21 protein-coding genes are annotated in these 17,914 nt (G+C 70.2%); 16 read left to right on the plus strand and 5 right to left on the minus strand.

What is annotated here, in order from left to right; genetic code table 11:
- Window positions 1–23: 23 nt before the first annotated feature.
- The 5 genes from rpe (at window position 24) to ACIBAD_RS29215 (ending at window position 3,160) form a co-directional block, all read left to right on the plus strand.
- Complete coding sequence (rpe, locus tag ACIBAD_RS29195) at window positions 24–710, plus strand: ribulose-phosphate 3-epimerase (RefSeq protein ID WP_030157487.1); 687 nt, start codon at window positions 24–26, stop codon at window positions 708–710.
- A gap of 124 nt (window positions 711–834) precedes the next feature.
- Window positions 835–1,848 (plus strand): sugar-binding domain-containing protein, encoded by a 1,014-nt coding sequence (locus ACIBAD_RS29200; RefSeq protein ID WP_134075717.1) that lies wholly within the window; start codon window positions 835–837, stop codon window positions 1,846–1,848.
- 156 nt (window positions 1,849–2,004) lie between these two features.
- Complete coding sequence (locus tag ACIBAD_RS29205) at window positions 2,005–2,226, plus strand: CarD family transcriptional regulator (protein ID WP_030157491.1); 222 nt, start codon at window positions 2,005–2,007, stop codon at window positions 2,224–2,226.
- Window positions 2,227–2,375: 149 nt separating this feature from the next.
- Entirely contained in the window at window positions 2,376–2,756 is a 381-nt protein-coding gene (locus ACIBAD_RS29210; protein WP_398909537.1) for a ribonuclease domain-containing protein, read from the plus strand.
- Entirely contained in the window at window positions 2,753–3,160 is a 408-nt protein-coding gene (locus ACIBAD_RS29215) for a barstar family protein (RefSeq protein ID WP_398909539.1), read from the plus strand. The genes ACIBAD_RS29210 and ACIBAD_RS29215 overlap by 4 nt, the downstream gene beginning before the upstream one ends.
- 100 nt (window positions 3,161–3,260) lie before the next feature.
- On the opposite strand, the gene ACIBAD_RS29220 is transcribed toward ACIBAD_RS29215, so the two are convergent.
- The 5 genes from ACIBAD_RS29220 to ACIBAD_RS29240 all read right to left on the minus strand — a co-directional run bounded on the left by ACIBAD_RS29220 (window position 3,261) and on the right by ACIBAD_RS29240 (window position 6,719).
- Window positions 3,261–3,740, minus strand: coding sequence for a group II truncated hemoglobin (locus ACIBAD_RS29220; protein ID WP_398909541.1), 480 nt, complete (start codon window positions 3,738–3,740; stop codon window positions 3,261–3,263).
- The gene (locus ACIBAD_RS29225) at window positions 3,737–4,072 is read right to left on the minus strand and encodes a putative quinol monooxygenase (protein WP_030157498.1); all 336 of its coding nucleotides are present in this window, start codon (window positions 4,070–4,072) and stop codon (window positions 3,737–3,739) included. Before ACIBAD_RS29225 ends, ACIBAD_RS29220 begins: the two co-directional genes overlap by 4 nt.
- A gap of 83 nt (window positions 4,073–4,155) precedes the next feature.
- The gene (locus ACIBAD_RS29230; RefSeq protein ID WP_134074634.1) at window positions 4,156–4,674 is read right to left on the minus strand and encodes a hypothetical protein; all 519 of its coding nucleotides are present in this window, start codon (window positions 4,672–4,674) and stop codon (window positions 4,156–4,158) included.
- Window positions 4,675–4,728: 54 nt separating this feature from the next.
- A complete protein-coding gene (locus ACIBAD_RS29235) occupies window positions 4,729–6,450 on the minus strand; it encodes an FAD-dependent oxidoreductase (RefSeq protein ID WP_134074633.1) in 1,722 nt (573 codons plus the stop codon).
- Entirely contained in the window at window positions 6,447–6,719 is a 273-nt protein-coding gene (locus ACIBAD_RS29240; RefSeq protein ID WP_134074632.1) for a UBP-type zinc finger domain-containing protein, read from the minus strand. The genes ACIBAD_RS29235 and ACIBAD_RS29240 overlap by 4 nt, the downstream gene beginning before the upstream one ends.
- Before the next feature lie 267 nt (window positions 6,720–6,986).
- Here ACIBAD_RS29240 and ACIBAD_RS29245 point away from each other — a divergent pair, with 267 nt between their 5' ends.
- From ACIBAD_RS29245 to glgX, 11 genes are all read left to right on the plus strand, one after another.
- Window positions 6,987–7,811: a type 1 glutamine amidotransferase domain-containing protein gene (locus ACIBAD_RS29245; protein ID WP_134074631.1), complete on the plus strand. Its 825-nt coding sequence runs from the start codon at window positions 6,987–6,989 to the stop codon at window positions 7,809–7,811.
- A gap of 8 nt (window positions 7,812–7,819) precedes the next feature.
- Window positions 7,820–9,463: a thiamine pyrophosphate-binding protein gene (locus ACIBAD_RS29250; protein ID WP_398909545.1), complete on the plus strand. Its 1,644-nt coding sequence runs from the start codon at window positions 7,820–7,822 to the stop codon at window positions 9,461–9,463.
- A gap of 90 nt (window positions 9,464–9,553) precedes the next feature.
- Window positions 9,554–9,985 (plus strand): nuclear transport factor 2 family protein, encoded by a 432-nt coding sequence (locus ACIBAD_RS29255; protein WP_134074630.1) that lies wholly within the window; start codon window positions 9,554–9,556, stop codon window positions 9,983–9,985.
- A 40-nt stretch (window positions 9,986–10,025) separates the two neighbouring features.
- Window positions 10,026–10,481 (plus strand): nuclear transport factor 2 family protein, encoded by a 456-nt coding sequence (locus tag ACIBAD_RS29260; protein WP_134074629.1) that lies wholly within the window; start codon window positions 10,026–10,028, stop codon window positions 10,479–10,481.
- Window positions 10,482–10,493: 12 nt separating this feature from the next.
- Window positions 10,494–10,874 (plus strand): nuclear transport factor 2 family protein, encoded by a 381-nt coding sequence (locus tag ACIBAD_RS29265; RefSeq protein WP_398909547.1) that lies wholly within the window; start codon window positions 10,494–10,496, stop codon window positions 10,872–10,874.
- A 13-nt stretch (window positions 10,875–10,887) separates the two neighbouring features.
- On the plus strand, window positions 10,888–12,501 hold the full coding sequence (locus ACIBAD_RS29270) for a GMC family oxidoreductase (protein WP_398909549.1): 1,614 nt from the start codon (window positions 10,888–10,890) through the stop codon (window positions 12,499–12,501).
- Window positions 12,494–13,105, plus strand: coding sequence for a DJ-1/PfpI family protein (locus ACIBAD_RS29275; RefSeq protein WP_134074626.1), 612 nt, complete (start codon window positions 12,494–12,496; stop codon window positions 13,103–13,105). Before ACIBAD_RS29270 ends, ACIBAD_RS29275 begins: the two co-directional genes overlap by 8 nt.
- Window positions 13,105–13,551, plus strand: a complete 447-nt coding sequence (locus ACIBAD_RS29280) for a VOC family protein (protein WP_208329121.1) — start codon at window positions 13,105–13,107, stop codon at window positions 13,549–13,551. The genes ACIBAD_RS29275 and ACIBAD_RS29280 overlap by 1 nt, the downstream gene beginning before the upstream one ends.
- A gap of 1 nt (window position 13,552) precedes the next feature.
- On the plus strand, window positions 13,553–15,373 hold the full coding sequence (locus ACIBAD_RS29285; protein ID WP_134074625.1) for an AGE family epimerase/isomerase: 1,821 nt from the start codon (window positions 13,553–13,555) through the stop codon (window positions 15,371–15,373).
- A 37-nt stretch (window positions 15,374–15,410) separates the two neighbouring features.
- The gene (locus tag ACIBAD_RS29290) at window positions 15,411–15,755 is read left to right on the plus strand and encodes an STAS domain-containing protein (RefSeq protein ID WP_030157517.1); all 345 of its coding nucleotides are present in this window, start codon (window positions 15,411–15,413) and stop codon (window positions 15,753–15,755) included.
- On the plus strand, window positions 15,752–17,887 hold the full coding sequence (gene glgX, locus ACIBAD_RS29295) for a glycogen debranching protein GlgX (protein ID WP_398909553.1): 2,136 nt from the start codon (window positions 15,752–15,754) through the stop codon (window positions 17,885–17,887). Before ACIBAD_RS29290 ends, glgX begins: the two co-directional genes overlap by 4 nt.
- The last annotated feature ends 27 nt before the right edge of the window (window positions 17,888–17,914 follow it).

The raw sequence follows: 17,914 nt of genomic DNA on the forward strand, positions 1-17,914 counted from the left end.
CCACGGCATGGCAGGCTTGGGGCATGGCCGCTCAGATTTATCCCAGCATCCTGTCCGCCGACTTCGCCCGACTCGCAGAGGAGGCGAAGGCCGTCGAGGGGGCCGACTGGCTGCATGTCGATGTCATGGACAACCATTTCGTCCCGAACCTCACCCTCGGCGTGCCCGTCGTGGAGTCCCTGAGCCGCGCCACGGACATCCCGCTGGATCTGCACCTCATGATCGAGAACCCGGACCGCTGGGCCCCGCAGTACGTCGAGGCCGGCGCCGGATCGGTCACCTTCCACGCCGAGGCCGCCGCCGCGCCCGTGCGGCTCGCGCGGGAGATCCGGGCCAAGGGGGCGCGGGCGTCCATGGCACTCAAGCCCGCCACGCCGATCGAGCAGTACGAGGACATCCTCCCCGAGCTCGACATGCTGCTGATCATGACGGTCGAGCCCGGCTTCGGCGGCCAGCCCTTTCTCGACATCATGCTCCCCAAGATCCGCCGTACCCGGGAGCTCATCGCCAAGCACGGCTTGGAGCTGTGGCTCCAGGTCGACGGCGGGGTCTCGGCCACGACGATCGAGCGGTGCGCGGAGGCCGGCGCCGACGTGTTCGTCGCGGGAAGCGCCGTCTACGGGGCGGTCGACCCGGCCGCGGCCGTACGTACCCTGCGGGAGCAGGCGGACGTCGCGATCGCCGCGGCGCCCTGGGCTTGCGACCACTGAAACGAGAGTTGGTGAACAGCTCGGTGAACGGGAGCTGTCCAGGCTGATCAACGGCCGCCGGATCTGACAGGATGAACGGCGAGTCGAGAGTGTGAACAGCAGTGAGGAGAACGCGGTGTCTGCAATGTCGGCGGGACGGTCAGCCCTGCGGATGGGACCCGCGGAGCTGGTGCAGGCGGCGGCCATGGCGCGCCGTTTCTACCTGGAGGGCAAGTCCAAGATCCAGATCGCCGAGGAGTTCGGCGTGAGCCGCTTCAAGGTGGCCCGGGTCCTGGAGACCGCCCTTGAGCGCGACCTCGTACGGATCGAGATCCGCGTGCCCGCCGAGCTCGACGCGGAGCGGTCCGACGCGCTGCGGGCCCGGTACGGGCTCCGGCACGCGGTCGTGGTCGAGTCCCCGGCCGATGCGACCGAGGACGCGCCGGATCCGGAGAACCTGGGCGCGGTCGCCGCCGACCTGCTCGGCGAGCTCGTCAACGAGGGCGACGTACTGGGCCTGGCGTGGGGGCGGTCGACCATCCACATGGCCGCCTCCCTGCACCGGCTGCCCCAGTGCACCGTGGTGCAGCTGACGGGCGTGTACGACGCCGGTACGGCCGAGCGCGGGTCCGTGGAGGCCGTACGGCGGGCCGCCCAGGTCTCGGGCGGCGACGCGCACCCGATCTACGCGCCGATGCTGCTCCCCGATCCGGCGACCGCGGCCGCGCTGCGGAGCCAGACGGGGATCGCCCGGGCCTTCGAGTACTTCGACAAGGTGACGGTCGCCGCGGTCTCGATCGGGTCGTGGGAGCCGGGCATCTCCACCGTCCACGACATGCTCACGGACGAGGAGCGGGCGCACTACGCCTCGCTCGGCGTCGCGGCCGAGATGTCCGCCCACCTGTTCGACGCCGAGGGGCGGCGCGTCGGGCGGGACCTCGGCGAGCGCTGCATCACCGTCGAGGCGGACCGGCTGCGGCGGATTCCCGAGGTCGTGGCCATCGCGGGCGGGCTGCGCAAGGCCTCCGCGATCGGGGCGGTGCTGCGATCAGGGCTGGTGACCAGCCTGGTCACCGACACGGCGGTCGCGGACTACCTGCTCACCGAGTCGCAGCCGGGGCTGCGGCCGGCACTGGAGCGGGCCGACCCGGACGACTGAGTCCTCCGTTTCTTTCGCGGATCGTCTGCGCCGCCCCCGCACCGCCTCCGTGCCCGGGCCCGGTGCGGGCCCTGCCCGGTTCCGGCGCGGATGGTGCCGTAATTGAGATCCGAACGGCGGCCCGTGCAGGGGGCTGTGGGGCGCATACTGGTCTCAATGACAAAGTCAGCAGTACCTCGCCGCCATTTGCCGTCCAGCCCGTTCAAGGCCCCCGTGGAACCGCCGCTCCGGCAGTTCAGCGTCGGCGACCGGGTCTCTCACGATGAGCACGGCCTCGGCCGTGTCGTCGGTATCGAGGAGGGGATCGCTGTCCTGGTCGACTTCGGGTCGGTCCAGAAGAGAATCCTGAGTCCGTACACCAAGATGTCCGCGCTCTGAGGCTGTCGCCGCCGCGGGTGGCGCCGCCGCGCGATTCGCGGGCGAATCGGATATTTGGCACGATCGGTGCATGATCTTCAGGGACGTGCCCCGGTCGTTGCTGCGTCTGGTCGTGGGGGCCGGTGTTCCTGTGCGCTGCGCTGGTCGGCGTGGCGGGGTGTGGTGGGGAGAAGGCCGCGCCGTCCGCTGCCGCCTCGGCGCCCGCTTCCGTACCGGGTTCCGCCGTCTCCGTGCCGCCCGTCTGGGCCAGGGGGATGGCGACCGTACGGGCGGACAGGCTGCCGGCGCAGGCGCGGGACGTGCTCGTGCTCATCGACAAGGGCGGGCCGTATCCGTACCGGCAGGACGGGACCGTTTTCGGGAACTTCGAGAAGGTCCTGCCTCAGCAGAAGCGCGGGTACTACCACGAGTTCACGGTGAAGACGCCGGGGGAGCGCGACCGCGGGGCGCGGCGGATCGTGACCGGTGAGGGTGGGGAGTTCTACTACACGGACGACCACTACGACACCTTCAAGGCGGTCCTGCGATGACCCTGGATCCGCGGCCGCTCGGGCCGGCGCTGGCCGCCGCCGAGGAGGCGGGCTGGACGACGCTCCGGGTGGACCTGGCCGGTGTGCGCAGCAAGGCCGAGCTGATGCGGCGCTGGGGGGCGGCGCTGGGGGTGCCGTCCTGGTTCGGCGGGAACTGGGACGCGTTGGCCGATGCGCTGACCGACCTGTCGTGGCTGCCGCAGGCGCCGGGGCGGTTGGTGGCGGTGACGTCCTGGCGTTCGTACGCGCAGGTGCGGCCGGAGGACTGGGAGACCCTGCAGGAGGTCCTGGAGCAGGCCGTGGGGTTCTGGCGCGACGGCGCCGAGGGTGATTTGACCGTGCTGCTCGCCGAGGCTCCGGGCGGGTCCCGCGAGGGGACTCCGCGCGAGCCGTCCGGGCGCTGAGCCGCGGCGGCGGGGCCCCGGGTGCCGGGGCGGGCCCGGCGCGGCCATGGGGGGCGGGGACTTCGCCCCACCCCCCACGGGGAACCGGAGGACGGCCTGCCTAGCCCTTCGGGATCCACGGGGGCGTTTGGCCCCAGGACCAGATCGGGATCTTGGCCGCGTCCACCGGTGGGGGGTTGGGTCCCGAGTAGATCAGGGCCATGCGGGTGCCCCACTCGATGTAGTACGCGAACACCGCGCGGAATTCCGGGTCCGCCGGGAGGTCGACCTCGTCCGCCGTGTCCATCAGCAGGTCCACCCAGCGGCGGCGCTGCCTCTCGGTGATGCCGCGGCCCAGGTGCTTGGTGGCCATGTGCTGGTGGCCGCCGTGGTGGGCCGTGTACTCCGCCGGGCCGCCGAAGACCTCCGACAGCCAGACGGCGACGTGCCGGGGGTGCTCCGAGTCCATGCCCGCGAAGACCGGGGCCAGGATCTCGTCCTGCAGGGCGTGCGCGTAGAAGGCGTCGGTGAGGCGGTTCATCGCCTCCGCCCCGCCCATCCACTCGTAGACGGTGGGAGTGGTGCCGGGTGTGGTGCTCATGACTGGGGTGCGGCCTTTCCGGGGCCGGCCACGTCGGTGACGCGGTAGTGCTGCATCTCCTCGATGGCCTTCACGTACGGGCGGATCGCGCTGAAGAACGCCGGGAAGTGCTCGCCCTTGCGGAATCCGTTGAGGTGGGCGTCGACCGACGTCCAGCGGATGCGGAGGATGTAGCGCTCCCGGTCGTTCTCCTCCTCGCAGCGGGCCAGCTCGTAGTCGATGCACTCGGGTGACGCGGCCAGGGCCTCCGCGGCCTGCCGGTACGAGTCCTCGAAGGCCTGCTGGTCGTCCAATGCGATCCGGTAGCGGATGTATTCGACGGTGGTGGTCATGGGGCGTGCCTCTCCCTGTGATCGGGTGCCGGTCGGCTCGCTGTCAGACTTGCGTGATCATGCCCCGGTGGGGAGGACTTTCGTCATTCCGACCCAGACTTCTTGGAGTCCGCCGCCTCGGAGGCCTCCGTGACGTCGGGACCGGCCGCGCGGACCTGCTGGACCTTGGCCAGCGAGTCGCGGAGCTCGGTCAGCCACTCGTCCGTGTTGCGGCCGACGAGGCGGACGCACCAGGCGAGGGCGTCGGCCCGGCTGCGGGCGACGCCGCCCGCCACCAGGGTGTCGAGGACCTTGCGCTCCGGCTGGCGCAGGCGCGTCATCACCGGGACCGCCAGGTGCGTGAACAGGACGCGGTCGTCGCCGGACTGGACGGCCCAGGCGACCTTGCGGCGGTAGAGCTCCTCCGCCTCACGCGCGACCTCGATGCGCTGCTCACGGGTGCGCTCGCGGAACTCCTTGACGGACTCGGTCGCCGGGATGGTGCCGACGACCGTGATCTCCTCGCGGTCGACGGCCACGTCGACCAGGGACTCGTACACGTCCACCGGAAGGCGGTCCGCGAACCAGGTGCGCAGCTGCTCGCTCTGCTCGGCTGTAATCATGTAATCAACGTTGCATCCGGCGCTCGCTTGATCGCAAGCGATTCGTGTTCGCTCTCAGCCCATCGAGCGGTACCGGTGGATCAGCGAGACCGCCATCGCCCCCTCGCCCACGCCCGAGGCCACCCGCTTGACCGAGTGGGCCCGCACGTCGCCGGCCGCGAAGACGCCGGGGACGCTCGTCTCCAGCGGGTACGGGGCGCGCTCCAGGCTCCACTCCTCCGGGAGCTCCCCGCCGTTGGCGATCAGGTCGGACCCGGTGAGCACGAAGCCGTACTCGTCGCGCTCGACCACGCCCGACAGCCAGTCCGTGTGGGGGCGGGCGCCGATGAAGGTGAACATGAACCGGGCCGGGACCTCGGTGTCCCCACCCGTCGTCGAGTCGTGCAGGGTCAGCCGCTCCAGGTGCTCGTCGCCGTCCAGCCGGACCACCGTCGTACGGACCTTGACCTCGATGTTCGGGGTGCGGTCGATCTCGTCGATCAGGTAGCGGGACATGCTCGCGTCCAGGGACTCGGCGCGGACCAGGATGGTCACCCTGGCCGCGTACTTGGCGAAGTGCACCGCCGCCTGGCCGGCCGAGTTCGCACCGCCCACGATGAACACGTGCTGCGAGATGCACGCCGAGCTCTCCGTCGTCGCCGCGCCGTAGTAGAGCCCCGCGCCCTCGAAGCGGTCCGCGCCGGGTGCCTCCAGGCGGTTGTACGAGACCCCGGTGGCCAGCAGCACCGTCTCGGCGCTGATCTCCGTGCCGTCGGCCAGGGTGAGGATCTTCGCCGGGTCGTCCCGGGTCAGCGAGACCACCTCCACCGGGTGCAGGATCTCGGCGCCGAAGCGGGAGGCCTGGATGGTGGCCCGGCGGGTCAGGTCGCCGCCCGAGAGGCCCGAGGGGAAGCCCAGGTAGTTCTCGATCAGGCTGGAGGTGCCGGCCTGGCCGCCCGGGGCGCGGGAGTCCAGCATCAGCGTCGACAGGCCCTCCGAGGCCGCGTAGACCCCGGCCGCAAGGCCCGCCGGACCCGCGCCGACGATGACGCACTCGTAGTGCGGGCGCGAGGCGGTGGTGGCCAGCCCGAGGCGCTGGGCGAGCTCGGTGTCGGACGGCGCGGAGAGCACCGCCCCGTCCGGGAAGCGGACGAGGGGCAGCACCGCGTCGGGCTGGGCGGCGATCAGGGTCAGCGCCTCGGGATCCCGCTCCACGTTCAGGAAGCGGAACGGCTGGCCGTTGCGGGTGAAGAAGTCCCGGACGGCGTGCGTGCCGGGGGCGACGAGGTGCCCGGCGACGATGATGCCGTCGTATGCGGGGCGGTAGGTGGCCAGCCAGTCGGAGAGCAGGTCGTCCAGGACGGGGAAGAGCCGCTCGTGCGGCGGGTCCCACGGCTTGAGCAGGTAGTAGTCCAGCCGGACCCGGTTGATGGCGGTGATCGCCGCGTCCGTCTCCGCGTACGCCGTGAGGAGCACGCGGCGGGCGTCGGGGAAGCGGCTGACGGCCTCCAGGAGGAACTCGACGCCGGTCACGTCCGGCATCCGCTGGTCGACGAGGAACAGCGCGGGGTCGTGGCCGCGCTCGTCGAGGGAGTCCAGGATCTTGAGGGCGTCGGCGGCGGAGGAGGCGCCGAGGACCCGGTAGCGGTCGCCGTACGCGCTGCGCAGGTCCCGGCGGACGGCCCGCAGCACCTGCGGATCGTCGTCCACGGCCAGGATGACGGGCTTCCGGCTCTCGGCGCGCTCGGCCGCGGCCGCCGTGGCGGGAGCGGTGGCGCTCTCCGGGGCCGCGCTCACGCCGCGTCCAGCATCAGCTTGTCCGCGTAGCACCAGGCCCACGCCTCGCCGGGCTCGTGCGAGGCGGCGATGGGGTGCTCGGAGGTGCGGTAGTGCTTGGTGGCGTGGCGGTTCTTGGAGGAGTCGCAGCACCCGACGTGCCCGCAGCTGAGGCACATCCTCAGGTGCACCCAGCTGTCGCCGAGCGCGAGGCACTCCTCGCAGCCCTCGGTGCCTGGTTTCACCGGACGTATCTGATCGATGTGTGTGCACAACAGGTCCGTCGTCATCGTCCCCGTCCCTCTCCTCGGTCCTTCGCGCACCCGTGATTCACGGCGCGTCCAGACCATAGGGCGGTGCCCCCGCAATGGTTCAGCGATTCGGCCGAGGTCATGAAGTCCGGCGGCTACTTCATGACCTCCGGAAGCGACTACCTGAAGTGCCCCTGCGACCTGCCCTCCCACCTCATGAAGTCGCACACCGGCGCTTTGACGCAGCCCCCGGGCGCAAGCACTGTGGGTCACGCCAACGACAACAGGCGGCGCCTGGAGGAATCCGTGAGCAGAAAGATTCTGGTCATTGTCTCCGAACACGGTTACTGGGCCGAAGAACTGATAGGGCCGGTTTCGAAGTTCGACGAGCGGGGCTACGAAGTCGTATTCGCCACGCCGACCGGAAAGCGTCCGCACGCTCTTCCGCCGAGCCTCGACGCGAACTTCATCGACCCTCCACTGGGACGCTCGGTCACCACCGAGGAGAACGCCCGGCTGGGGCGGGAGTTCGAGCAGTCGAGTCGGCTGGACACGCCGCTCGACATCGAGGCGTGGGCACCCGAGCGCCCGTACACGAGCGACGAGGGCTACCTGCGCAAGCTGGAGCAGTACCACCGCGACCTGGAGAAGCTGGAAGCCGACATCGCCGGCTACGACGCGCTCCTGATCGTCGGCGGCAGCGGCCCCATCGTCGACCTCGCCAACAACGAGCGCGTCCACGCGCTGATCCTGGCCTTCAAGAACGCCGGCAAGGTCGTGGCCGCCGAGTGCTACGGCGTGGCCTGCCTGGCCTTCGCCCGCGACTGGGGCGACCGCAGGAGCATCATCTGGGGCAAGCACGTGACCGGCCACTGCAAGGAGTACGACTACAAGGACGGAACCGGATTCCTCGGTACCGACTTCAACATGGGCCCGCCGCCGTACCCGCTGGAGTACATCCTGCGCGATGCCACCGGGCCGCGCGGCGCGTATCACGGGAATTTCGGCCACCCGCTCTCGGTGATCGTCGACTACCCGTTCGTGACCGGACGTTCCACCCCCGATTCATATCTGACGGGGCAGAAGATCGTGGAAGTCCTGGAGGACGGTCTCACCCGTTACGGGTGGTAGGGGGAATCATGGAAGCCACTCCCGGACGGGAAAGGCTGATCGAGCAGTTCAAGGCCGACGGCCTGAATGTGATGTTCGGAAATCCGGGGACGGTGGAACAGGGATTCCTCGACGCGGTGGACGCGGCGGAGGACTTCCATTACGTCCTCGCCCTCCAGGAGACCGTGGCCGCCGGCATCGCCGACGGCTACGCCCGGGCCACCGGCGGCGCGGCCCTCCTGCAGCTGCACTCCGGGGTCGGGCTGGGCAACGGCATCGGGATGATGTACCAGTCGCTGCGCGGCCACACCCCGCTCGTCGTGGTCGCCGGCGACGCCGGGGTCCGCTACGACGCCATGGACGCGCAGATGGCGTCCGACCTGGTGGCGATGGCGAAGCCGGTGACCAAGTACGCGACCAGGGTCACCGACCGGCACTCCGTACTGCGCACCGTCCGGCGGGCGGTCAAGATCGCCCTGACGCCGCCGCGCGGCCCGGTCTTCGTGGCGCTGCCGATGGACGTGCTGGACGAGCTGAACTCCGAGCCCGTCCTGCCCGCCGCGGTGCCGCTCACGGACGTGGCGCCCTCGCCGGCCTCGGTGGGGCGGGCGGCCGAGCTGCTCGCCTCCGCGGAGCGGCCCGTGATCCTCGTCGGGGACGGGGTCTCGCTCTCCGGGGCCCAGCGCGAACTCGCCGCCGTCGCGGAGCTGCTGGGCGCCGACGTGTACGAGGTCGACTCCTCCGAGGTGAACATCGCGGCCTCGCACCCCCTGCGCCGCGGCCAGACCGGCCACATGTTCGGCCCGCACAGCAAGGAGCTCGTGGCCGGCGCGGACGGGGTGCTGATCGTCGGCACCTATGTCTTCCCGGAGGTCTTCCCCGAGCTGGAGAACCCCTTCCGGGCCGGCGCCAAGGTCGTCCACATCGACCTGAACGCGTACGAGATCGCCAAGAACCACCCGGTGGACCTGGGCCTGGCCGCCGACCCCAAACAAGCCCTGCGCGCGCTGGCCGGCGTACTGGAGCGCCGGTTGAGCCCGCAGCAGCGGGCGGCCGCGGCCGCCCGGCTCGACGCCCGCACCCGGGAGCGGGCGCTGTCCGCCGGGGGCGGGGACAGCGAGCAGGACGGCACGCCGATGGCCGTCTTCCTGCGGACCCTGGCCGAGCGCACCGGCGGGGACCTGATCGTCTTCGACGAGGCGCTGACCACCTCGCCGCTGGTCACCCGGTACCTGCCGGCGGAGCGCCCCGGCGACTACCACCTCACCCGGGGCGGTTCGCTCGGGGTGGGCTTCCCGGGGGCGGTCGGCGCCAAGCTGGCCCGCCCGGACCGCCTGGTCGTCGGCTTCGCGGGCGACGGCGGGTCGATGTACACGTACCAGGCGCTGTGGACCGCGGTCCGGCACGGGATCGACGCCAAGTTCGTGGTCTGCAACAACCGCAAGTACCGGCTGCTGGACGACAACATCGCCCAGTACTGGCGGGAGCGGGACATCCCGGAGCACGGCTTCCCGGGCTCCTTCGACCTCTCCCACCCCGAGATCGACTTCGCCGGGTTGGCGCGGGCGCTCGGCGCCGAGGGGATGCGGGTGGAGAAGCCGGACGAGGCGGTCGCCGCCGTCGCCCGGATGCTCGACCACCCCGGACCGTTCCTCGTCGACGTGCAGATCTGACGCAGCGCCGCGACCCGGTGCCGGCGCACCGCCGCACCGCACCTCAGCGACCCACCGCACCGCACACCACCACGGACAGGAGGAGACCGCATGCCCGCCGAGCGGCTGACCGAGGACGCGATCCGCACCTTCGCGGAGAACTGGTACGTGGCCCTGGACCAGCACCTTCCGCTGGACCGGGTGCTCCCCCTCATCACGGAGGACCTGGAGTTCAAGGTCCCCGAGGACACCTTCCTCGGACACCAGGGCTTCGGCCGCTGGTACGAGGCCGTCACCAACCGCTTCTTCGACGAGGTCCACACCGTCACGAAGGTGGAGCCCGTCATCGAGGGCGACCGGGCCATCGTCCGGGTCCTGGTCAACTGGCAGGCCAAGATCTGGGACCCGCCGGCCGCCCGCAGCGAGTGGCTCGGCTTCGACGCCGACCAGACATGGACGGTCGTGGCCGGTCCCGACGGACCGCTGATCAAGCAGTACACCGTCAACGACCTGGCCCCGATGCCCGGTTCCGGCTCGCTCTGAGCGCGGGCGCAGCTCAGGCTCAGGCGAAGGAGAGACGACGATGACCGAAGTGACACGGGAGCGGGTCGAGGCGGCGTACGCGGCCCTCGGCTCCGGCGACCGGGCCCGCATCCTGGAGTACTACTCCGAGGACCTGCGCTGGCTGGTGCCGGGCAGCCACCCGCTGGCCGGCTGGTACGAGAGCCTGGACGCCTTCCTGGAGCTGATGGGGCAGACGCACAAACTCACCGGCGGCACCTTCCGGATGGACATCCAGGCGGTCCTCGTCGGGGAGGACTGCAGCGCCGACGTCTGCCGCAACGTCGCCGTGCGCGACGGCGCGGACCGGGAGAGCCAGTCGCCGTACGAGCGGATGGACTACCCCGTCTTCCACTTCATGCGGTGGCGGGACGGCCGGATCGTCGAGGGCCGCGACGGGCTCTTCGGGGACTCGGCGACCGCGTTCAGCCAGTTCTGGGCGCCGTTCGCGCCCGACGGAACCCGCCGGGACCGATAGGGGAGGAGCGCGATGAGCGCTGTGGACGCACGACAGATCCTTGAGAAGTACTACGAGTACGCCAACGCGGGCGACTGGGACCGCTGGTGCGACCTGTTCGCCGACGACCAGGTCATGGACGAGCAGCTCGCCGGGCACATCGAGGGCCTGGAGCTCCTGCGCTCGATGATGAAGGGCATGGGGACGATGTACCGGGCCTTCCGGAACGAGCCCGTGCACTTCCTCGTCGACGGGGAGAAGGCCGCGGCCGTCTCCCACCTCAGCGCCGTCAGCGCCTCCGGCGAGGCGATCGAGGCCGAGGTCATGAACTTCTTCCGGATCGTGGACGGAAAGATCGCCTACATGGCGAACTACCACGACACCGTCCCCTTCCAGGTGCTGAGCCAGGACTGAGGGAGGCCGACTCGTGGCGATCGCCGAGAGAGAAGAGTACGACTACGTCATCGTGGGATCCGGCACCGCGGGCAGCGTCCTCGCGAACCGGCTCTCCGAGGACCCGGACGTCTCCGTCCTGGTCCTGGAGGCGGGCGGCAACCGGATCCCGCCCGAGGTGGACGACCCGTCCTCCTGGTACAAGCTGCTCGGCGGGCCCGTCGACTGGGGCTACACCAGCGTCCCGCAGCCCGGGCTCGACGGCCGCCGTACGTACGAACCGCGCGGCAAGGCCCCCGGCGGCAGCAGCAACCTCTACATCATGATGCACATCCGGGGCCACGCCTCGGACTTCGACAACTGGGCCTACCAGGGCGCCGCCGGCTGGGGGTACGAGGACGTCCTGCCGTACTTCGCCCTGCTGGAGGGCCAGGAGGACTCCACCGCGCCCACCACGGGCACCCGCGGCCCGCAGCGCATCACCAACGCCGGGCAGCACGGCCCCAACCCGGTCTCCCGCGCCTTCATCGACGCGGCCGTCGAGCTGGGCCACCAGGAGATCGCCGACTTCAACACCGACGGACCCCGGCGCGGGCTGTTCGGCACCGGCTGGCACCACATCGACGTGGCCGACGGGCGCCGCCAGGGCACCCTCGCCGCCTACCTGGAGCCGGCGCTGGAGCGCTCCAACCTGACGCTGCGCACCAGTGCCCAGAGCACGCGGCTGCTCTTCGACGGCGACACGTGCACGGGAGTCGAGTACGCGCAGCTCGCACCGGCCGCCGAGTTCCCCGGCCGGACCGTGCGCGACTCCCACAGCACCGCCGCCGAGCCCGGACCGCACTCCGTACGGGCCCGCCGCGAGGTGATCGTGGCCGCCGGGGCCATCGAGTCGCCGAAGCTGCTGCTGCTCTCCGGCATCGGCAGCCCCGAGCAGCTGCGCGAGCACGGCATCGAGACGGTCGCGGCGCTGCCCGGGGTGGGCGAGAACTTCCACAACCACGTCCTGACCGGGCTGATGGCCGAGGTCACCCAGGAACTCCCGCCCCCGGCGCAGAACCTGTCGGAGAGCGCTCTGTTCCTCTCGTCCCGCCCCGGTCTGCCCGCGCCCGACCTGCAGATCGCCTTCGTCCACGTGCCGTTCGACGTGATCGTCGGAAAGGACCACCCGAACACGGTGAGCATCCTTCCCGGGGTCGTACGCCCCGTCTCGCGCGGCTGGATCCGGCTCGCGAGCGCCGATCCGCTGGCCCACCCGCTGATCAACCCGAACTACCTGGGCGACCGGTGGGACCTGGAGCGGATGGTGCAGGGCATCGAACTGGCCCGGGAGATCTTCGCGACCTCGGCCTTCTCGCCCTGGTACAAGCAGGAGCTCCAGCCCGGTCCCGGCTTCGTCTCCGACGAGGACCTGCGGACCTTCGCGAAGCAGAAGTCCGAGAGCTACCACCACCAGGCCGGCTCCTGCCGCATGGGCGTCGACGACCTCTCCGTCGTCGACCCCGAGCTGCGGGTGCACGGCGTACGCAACCTGCGCGTCGTCGACGCCAGCGTGATGCCCGCCGTCCCGTCGGGCAACTGCCACACCGCCATCGCGATGATCGCCGAGCGCGCGGCGGACTTCCTGAGGGGGACCTCCCGTGCCTGACGCCGTACTGCGCGAGGGTGCGCTGAGCGGGACCCGGATCGCGGTCCTGGTCGAGAGCGACTTCTACGAACCGGAGATCTTCTACTACCAGCACCGCTTCGCCGAGGAGGGCGCCGAGGTCGACTTCCTGACCCGGCTGTGGGGCAACGGCTCCATCACCTTCTCCGGGCACGAGTACCGGGCGCCGTTCACCGCCGACAAGTCCCTGGAGGGGCTGGGCGACGAGGAGCTGCGCCGGTACGCGGCGATCATCGTGCCCTCGGGCATGGTGGCCGACCGGCTGCGCTACACCGAGGACGTGGACGTACTGGCTCCGGCCACGGAGCTGCTGCGCCGGGCCTTCGAGGAGCCGACGGTCCTCAAGGGGATCATCTGCCACGGCATGTGGCTGGCCGCCTCGATCCCGGACAAGATCCAGGGCCGCAAGGTGGTCTGCCACAACAACCTCATCGGCGACGTCCGGAACATGGGCGCCGAGTACGTCAACGAGGACGTGGTGGTCGACGGTGACCTGGTCACCGGCCGCACCGGCGCCCACCACCACCTCTTCGCCCGCCGGATCATCGAGCTGATCGCGGCGGGGCGGGGCCGGGGGAGCGCCTGATGCCCGGCGCCGGCGACCGCGCGATGGTCTGGTCGCACGTGGGCCTGAACTGCGCGGACCAGAAGACGACCGAGGAGTTCTACACCCGGTACTTCGGCTTCACCCGGGCCCGGGTGGTCGACCTCGGAGAGGCGCAGATCGTGTTCCTGCGCAAGGGGGACGCGTACCTGGAGCTCTTCGCGGCGGGCACCGCCGCGGCCCGCCCGGCACAGGACGACGGGCCGCAGGCCCCGGGCCGGATGCGCCACCTGGCCTTCCAGACCGACAGCGTGGACGCGTTCCTGGCCGAGCTGGGCGACGCGGCCGAAGTGACCCTGGGGCCGCTGGACTTCGACGACTTCATCTGCGGCTGGCGGACCGTGTGGGTCCGCGATCCCGACGGGGTGATCGTCGAGGTCAGCCAGGGATTCGAGGACGACCGCTCACACGACAAGGACGGTGCATGACATGGCGGACGCCGTGAGCTTCTCCTTCTCCGACACCATCGCGGGCTACGTCGGCCGCTTCGACTCCGAGTCCCGCGTGCTGCGGCTGAAGACCTCGGACGGCCGCGAGTTCGACGTCTCGCTGGCCGGCGACCCGAGTGCCGAACTGGTCCGCAACCTGGACGAGCCGTACATCGACGCCTCCGGGCACATCGACGAGATGCTCTCACCGGGCCGGTTCCTCTTCGTCTACGGCGTCCACTACCCGGAGCACGGCGGGCGCTTCGACGCCAAGCGCCTGGTGTTCCTGGGCCGCGGCGCCGAGGACTACCGGTTCGAGGAGCCCAGCTGGTGGGTCAAGCAGATCGAGTCGCTGGCCGACTTCTACAAGCGGGCGCAGTTCGGCGAGGGCCCGGTGGACTTCACCGAGTACCGCACCGAGGTCCGGCTCGGCGGTGACAAGACCGCCAGCCACGTCCAGGAGACCGACACGATCTCCCGCCTGGTCTACGGCATGGCCTCGGCCTACCTGCTGACCGGCAAGGACGAGTACCTGGAGGTCGCCGAGCGCGGCACCGAGTACCTGCGCAAGCACATGCGGGTCGTGGACAGCGAGGAGGACGTGGTCTTCTGGTACCACGGCATCAGCGTCGACGGGGACAGCGAGCGCAAGCTGTTCACCTCGGAGTTCTCCGACGACTACGACGCGATCCCGATGTACGAGCAGATCTACGCGCTGGCCGGCCCGATCCAGACCTACCGGGTCACCGGAGACGTCCGGATCAAGAACGACGCGGACGCCACCATCCGGCTGTTCGACAAGTTCTTCCTGGACCGCGAGCAGGGCGGCTACTACTCGCACATCGACCCGATCCTGTTCAGCGCGGACCACGAGTCCCTCGGCGAGAACGCCGAGCGCAAGAACTGGAACTCGGTCGGCGACCACGCGCCCGCGTACCTGATCAACCTGTACCTGGCGACCGGCGAGCAGAAGTACGCCGATTTCCTGGAGTACACCTTCGACACCATCGCGGACAAGTTCCCGGACTACAAGAACAGCCCCTTCGTCCAGGAGCGCTTCTTCCGCGACTGGTCGCACGACACCGCGCACAGCTGGCAGCAGAACCGCGCGGTCGTCGGGCACAACCTCAAGATCGCCTGGAACCTGATGCGGATGAACTCGCTGAAGGCCAAGCCGGCGTACGAGGACCTCGCCAAGAAGATCGGCGAGATCATGCCGGCGGTCGGCAGCGACGTCCAGCGCGGCGGCTGGTACGACGTCGTGGAGCGCGTGAAGGCCGGGGACCAGGAGACGTATCGTTTCGCCTGGCACGACCGCAAGGCCTGGTGGCAGCAGGAGCAGGCGATCCTCGCCTACCTCATCCTGAACGGCACGGTCGGCGGCGACGCCTTCCTGCGCGAGGCCCGGCAGGCGGAGGCCTTCTACAACACGTTCTTCCTCGACCACGACGAGGGAGCCGTCTACTTCAACGTGCTCGCCAGCGGTACGCCGTACCTGCTCGGCACGGAGCGGCTCAAGGGCAGCCACTCGATGTCCATGTACCACTCGGCGGAGCTCTGCTACCTGTCCGCCGTCTACAACAACCTGCTGATCAACAAGCGGGAAATGGACTTCCACTTCAAGCCCGACCCGACCGACCTGCCCGACCGCGTGCTGCGGGTCTCTCCCGACCTGCTGCCCGCCGGCTCCGTGCAGATCGCGTCCGTCGAGATCGACGAGAAGCCGTACCGGGACTTCGACGCGGACGGTCTGACCGTCAAGCTGCCGGACGTCCAGGGGCGGGTCAAGGTCAAGGTCCGGCTGCGCCCGGTGACTTCATAGCGCTCAACGGGGGGCGCCCCGACTAGAGGGGAAAGCAATGTCTCTGAACGTCAAGGAACGCCGCAACAAGGGCGGTACCGTCCTCGTCGCCACCGGCGAGATCAACAGTGAGACCTCCGGACAGCTGCTGCAGGCCCTGCTGCCGCTGGTCCGCGAGGGCCGGCCGCTGCGCATCGACCTCACGGCCGTCACGTACGTGTCCAGCGCGGGCCTGCGCACCCTGCTCGTCGTCTACCGCGAGGCCCAGCACGCCGGTGTCGCCGTCACCCTGTACGGGGTGAGCGAGGAAGTCCGGTTCGTCATGTCGGCCACCGGCTTCCTCGACTTCTTCGAGACCGGCGAGGCCGTCGCGGCGAGCGCCAAGGCCAAGGCCGCGCGATGACCGAGGCCCAGTCCGAGCAGGTGCTGCGCGTCGACGCGTACCCGACCCACGAAGTGGGCGGGTACCGCGTCCGCGCCGGCAAGCCGTTCCCCTTCGGGGCCAACGTGGTCCCCGGCGGGGTCAGTTTCTCCGTCTTCTCCGACCAGGCGACCTCCATGACCCTGGTCATCTTCAAGCGCGGAGAGCCCGAGCCGATGGCCGAGCTGGAATTCCCCGAGGAGTTCCGCACCGGCAGCGTCTTCGCCATGACGGTCTTCGGCCTCGACCACGAGAACATCGAGTACGGGTACCGGGCCGACGGCCCCTACGACCCGGTCTCCGGCCACCGCTTCGACGCCCGCCAGGTCCTCTCCGACCCCTACGCCCGGCTGATCTCCGGCCGTGACGTGTGGGGCGTGGAGCCGGACCGCAGCCGCGGCTACCAGTACCGCTCCCGCGTCTGCCTCCAGGACTTCGACTGGGGCGACGACACCCCGCTGGGGCTGCCCGCCGAGGACCTCGTCGTGTACGAGACCCACGTGCGCGGTTTCACCCGGCACCCCAACTCGCAGGTCACCGCTCCCGGCACGTTCGCGGGACTGCGCGAGAAGATCCCGTACCTGAAGGAGCTCGGGGTCAACTGCATCGAACTGCTCCCGGTGTTCGAGTTCGACGAGAGCGACAACATGCGCTCCAACCCGGAGACGGGCGAGCACCTCTTCGACTACTGGGGCTACAACACCGTCTCGTTCTTCGCGCCGAAGGCCGGCTACGCGGCCACCGGACGGTACGGGATGCAGGGCGACGAGTTCCGCACCCTGATCAAGGACCTGCACGCGGCCGGCATCGAGGTCATCCTCGACGTCGTCTTCAACCACACCGCAGAAGGCAACGAGCAGGGCCCGACGATCTCCTTCAAGGGGCTCGACAACGCCACGTACTACATGCTCACGCCGGAGGGGTACTACTTCAACTTCAGCGGCACGGGCAACACGGTCAACTGCAACCACCCCGTCGTGCGCAACTTCGTGCTCGACTGCCTGCGCCACTGGGTCGCCGACTACCACATCGACGGCTTCCGCTTCGACCTCGCGGCCATCCTCGGCCGGGACCTGGACGGCACCCCGCTGCCCAACCCGCCGCTGCTGGAGATGCTCGCCTACGACCCCGTCCTGCGGCACACCAAGCTCATCGCCGAGGCCTGGGACGCGGGCGGCCTCTACGAGGTCGGCAACTTCCCGGCGTACGGGCGCTGGGCCGAGTGGAACGGGAAGTACCGCGACACCGTGCGCAGCTTCCTCAAGGGCGACCCCGGCGTGACCGGCGAGCTGGCCACCCGGATCGCCGGCTCGCCCGACCTGTACTCCACCCGCGGCACCTCCGCCTCGGTCAACTTCCTCACCGCCCACGACGGGTTCACCCTGGCCGACCTCGTCTCGTACAACGACAAGCACAACGAGGCGAACGGCGAGGGCAACAACGACGGGGCCAACGACAACAACAGCTGGAACTGCGGGGCCGAGGGGCCGACCGACGACCCCGAGATCAACCGGCTGCGCACGCGCCAGATGAAGAACGCGATCGCCATCCTCATGACCAGCCAGGGCATCCCGATGCTCCTGTCCGGCGACGAGGTCGCCCGCACCCAGCAGGGCAACAACAACACGTACTGCCAGGACAACGAGCTGTCCTGGTTCGACTGGGACCAGGTCGACGAGAACGCCGAACTGCTCCGGTTCACCCGGGAGATGATCGCGTTCCGCGGGCGCCACCGGGAACTGCGCTCCACCTCCCACCCCACCGGCCAGGTCCGCGAGAGCCTCGGACTGCCGGACATCAGCTGGCACGGCGAGCGGGCCTGGCAGCCCGACTGGTCGGCGGACAGCAGGCTGCTGGCCGTGGCCCGCTGCGGCACCGGGGACGACGACGTGGTGTACGTGGCCATGAACTCGCACTGGGAGGCGCACGACCTGGAGCTGCCCGCGCTGCCGCACGGACGCAGCTGGCACCTGTTCGCGGACACCGGGGCCGAGGCCCCGCACGACATCCGCACTCCGGGCGGCGAGCCCGAACTGGAGAACGCCGGGAAGTACCTGATCGGTCCGCGCTCGGTCGTGATCCTGGTCGGCCGGACGCCCGATCCCGAGCTCTAGCCGCACCGCTCGCCGATCCCACCGAAC

Source organism: Streptomyces sp. NPDC051109 (assembly GCF_044455885.1).
Lineage (GTDB): Bacteria > Actinomycetota > Actinomycetes > Streptomycetales > Streptomycetaceae > Streptomyces.

What these genes read in the sequence shown, in the direction of transcription:
- rpe (WP_030157487.1), top strand. Translation starts at nt 24, where the DNA reads ATGGCCGCTCAGATTTATCCCAGCATCCTGTCCGCCGACTTCGCCCGA.
- ACIBAD_RS29200 (WP_134075717.1), top strand. Translation starts at nt 835, where the DNA reads ATGTCGGCGGGACGGTCAGCCCTGCGGATGGGACCCGCGGAGCTGGTG.
- ACIBAD_RS29205 (WP_030157491.1), top strand. Translation starts at nt 2,005, where the DNA reads ATGACAAAGTCAGCAGTACCTCGCCGCCATTTGCCGTCCAGCCCGTTC.
- ACIBAD_RS29215 (WP_398909539.1), top strand. Translation starts at nt 2,753, where the DNA reads ATGACCCTGGATCCGCGGCCGCTCGGGCCGGCGCTGGCCGCCGCCGAG.
- ACIBAD_RS29220 (WP_398909541.1), bottom strand. Translation starts at nt 3,740, where the DNA reads ATGAGCACCACACCCGGCACCACTCCCACCGTCTACGAGTGGATGGGC.
- ACIBAD_RS29225 (WP_030157498.1), bottom strand. Translation starts at nt 4,072, where the DNA reads ATGACCACCACCGTCGAATACATCCGCTACCGGATCGCATTGGACGAC.
- ACIBAD_RS29230 (WP_134074634.1), bottom strand. Translation starts at nt 4,674, where the DNA reads ATGATTACAGCCGAGCAGAGCGAGCAGCTGCGCACCTGGTTCGCGGAC.
- ACIBAD_RS29240 (WP_134074632.1), bottom strand. Translation starts at nt 6,719, where the DNA reads ATGACGACGGACCTGTTGTGCACACACATCGATCAGATACGTCCGGTG.
- ACIBAD_RS29250 (WP_398909545.1), top strand. Translation starts at nt 7,820, where the DNA reads ATGGAAGCCACTCCCGGACGGGAAAGGCTGATCGAGCAGTTCAAGGCC.
- ACIBAD_RS29255 (WP_134074630.1), top strand. Translation starts at nt 9,554, where the DNA reads ATGCCCGCCGAGCGGCTGACCGAGGACGCGATCCGCACCTTCGCGGAG.
- ACIBAD_RS29260 (WP_134074629.1), top strand. Translation starts at nt 10,026, where the DNA reads ATGACCGAAGTGACACGGGAGCGGGTCGAGGCGGCGTACGCGGCCCTC.
- ACIBAD_RS29265 (WP_398909547.1), top strand. Translation starts at nt 10,494, where the DNA reads ATGAGCGCTGTGGACGCACGACAGATCCTTGAGAAGTACTACGAGTAC.
- ACIBAD_RS29280 (WP_208329121.1), top strand. Translation starts at nt 13,105, where the DNA reads ATGCCCGGCGCCGGCGACCGCGCGATGGTCTGGTCGCACGTGGGCCTG.
- ACIBAD_RS29285 (WP_134074625.1), top strand. Translation starts at nt 13,553, where the DNA reads ATGGCGGACGCCGTGAGCTTCTCCTTCTCCGACACCATCGCGGGCTAC.
- ACIBAD_RS29290 (WP_030157517.1), top strand. Translation starts at nt 15,411, where the DNA reads ATGTCTCTGAACGTCAAGGAACGCCGCAACAAGGGCGGTACCGTCCTC.
- glgX (WP_398909553.1), top strand. Translation starts at nt 15,752, where the DNA reads ATGACCGAGGCCCAGTCCGAGCAGGTGCTGCGCGTCGACGCGTACCCG.